Consider the following 1737-nt stretch of genomic DNA (forward strand, 5'->3'; position numbering starts at 1 on the left):
TGAAGACGCAAAACGCCCCGCACGCATCACAATCGGATGCGCACGGGGCGCTGGTATCCCTGTTCTGTCGGGCTATTCGGCCCGGGGCAGGAGCTATTTTTTACTAGAGGCCTGTAATCTCAGAGAAGTTACCAACCTTGGTGGGCTTGGCCGGGGTCTTAGCGGTGCCGCGGAAGCCGTCGATACGGGCAGGTGCCTTCGGGATCTCGATGGTGGAGAGGTCGGTTGTCTGCTCTAAGGTCTTAGTGTTCAGCACGGCAGCGGCGCCGTCTGCTTTGACGGCGGTGTAGAGGTTGTCCTCGGGGTTGGTCTTAATCCAGGAGCCGTCCTCTTCCACGACGATGGTTCCGCCGTTGGAGTCAAATCTACTCCACGCACCGGTATTCTTGATGATGACAATAGCGCCGTCCTTTGTTTCGAAGACAGCGACTTCATAGTTGTAGTAGACGGTGCCGTCGCTGGTCTGTACCTTCTTTACATCGGACTCGTTCTTGAACTCGTTCAGGGATTCCTTGACGGCGCTGTAGAATGCGGAGGTTTCCTGCTGGTTGGAGTCCTCGCTCTTCTTAAGTGCTTCGGTTGCTTCGCTGGGCAGACCGCTGGGGGTGCTGATGGTCCCCTGGGTGGTCTTGGTTTCTGCCTTGGTGGTTTCAGCGGCTGCGGAGGTGCTTGCAGGGGCCGAGGCAGTTGCGGAAGCGGTTGCAGAAGCGGACGCGCTAGCCGATGCAGAGGAGTTGGTGCCGGAGTTGGTGCCGGAATTACCGCTGCAAGCTGCAAGGCCGAAGGCACCGGCAATGGTCAGGGACAGAACAGCAATAGACTTCTTCACTGATTTTCTCTTTCTGCATGCGCCGCTCTGCAACGGCGCAGTGCGTAATGTGGTTGACCTGTGCTCGGGTACCTCCCCGGTGTATGCCCTCATGCTAGCACCGCGGCCTGGAAGCTCCCTGAGATGGTGCGGTGCCCCCCCCCCTCCCCCGCTACTTTCGCTGGTCTTCTCAGCTCTACGTGTCTTCCCAGCTCAGCTTGAAGACGCAAAGCGCCCCGCACGCATCACGGTCGGATACGTGCGGGGCGCTGGTGCCCCTGTTCTGTCGGGCTGTTCGGCCCGGGGGCAGAGGGCAGGGGCTAGTTTTTATTTGGCGTCTGCATTACTTGGCGCCTGCGACCTCGGAGAGGTCAGCAATCTTGGTGGGCTTGACCGGGGTCTTAGCGGTGCCGTTGAAGCCGTCGATGCGGGCCGGGGCCTTCGGGACCTCGATGGTGGAGACATCGGTTGCCTGTTCGAAGGTCTTGGTGTTCAGTACGGAGGCGGTACCGTCTGCCTTGACGACGGTGTAGAGGTTCTCCTTGGGGTTGGTCTTAATCCAGGAGCCGTCATTGCTCACGACGATGGTCGTACCGTTGGCGTCGATGCTGGTCCACACACCGTTATTCTGGATGCTGACAATAGCGCCGTCCTTGGATTCGAAGGCAGCGAATTCATCGTTGTAGTAGACGGTGCCGTCGCTGGTCTGCGCCTTCTTCACACCGGCCTCAGTCTTGAAATCGTTCAGGGCTTCCTTGCTGGCGGTGTAGCCTGCGGAGCCTGCCTGCTGGGCGGACCCTTCAGCCTTCTTGAGTGCTTCGTTTGCATCGGTGGGCAGGTCGGTGGGGGTGCTGATGGTACCCTGGGTGGCCTTGGTTTCTGCCTTGGTGGTTTCAGCTGCTGCGGAGGTGGTGCTCTTGCTGGTTGCT

General features: G+C 59.5%; 2 protein-coding genes. Both read right to left on the reverse strand.

Annotated features, from left to right (window positions below; all coding sequences use genetic code 11):
* Window positions 1-103: 103 nt before the first annotated feature.
* Window positions 104-829, reverse strand: coding sequence for a preprotein translocase subunit SecD (locus tag HMPREF2971_RS07090; RefSeq protein ID WP_070692121.1), 726 nt, complete (start codon window positions 827-829; stop codon window positions 104-106).
* Window positions 830-1151: 322 nt separating this feature from the next.
* Window positions 1152-1737: preprotein translocase subunit SecD (locus HMPREF2971_RS07095; RefSeq protein ID WP_070692137.1), on the reverse strand; the 586-nt coding region annotated here is incomplete at its 5' end.

The sequence above is a fragment of the Rothia sp. HMSC066G07 genome, from assembly GCF_001814485.1.
GTDB lineage: Bacteria > Actinomycetota > Actinomycetes > Actinomycetales > Micrococcaceae > Rothia.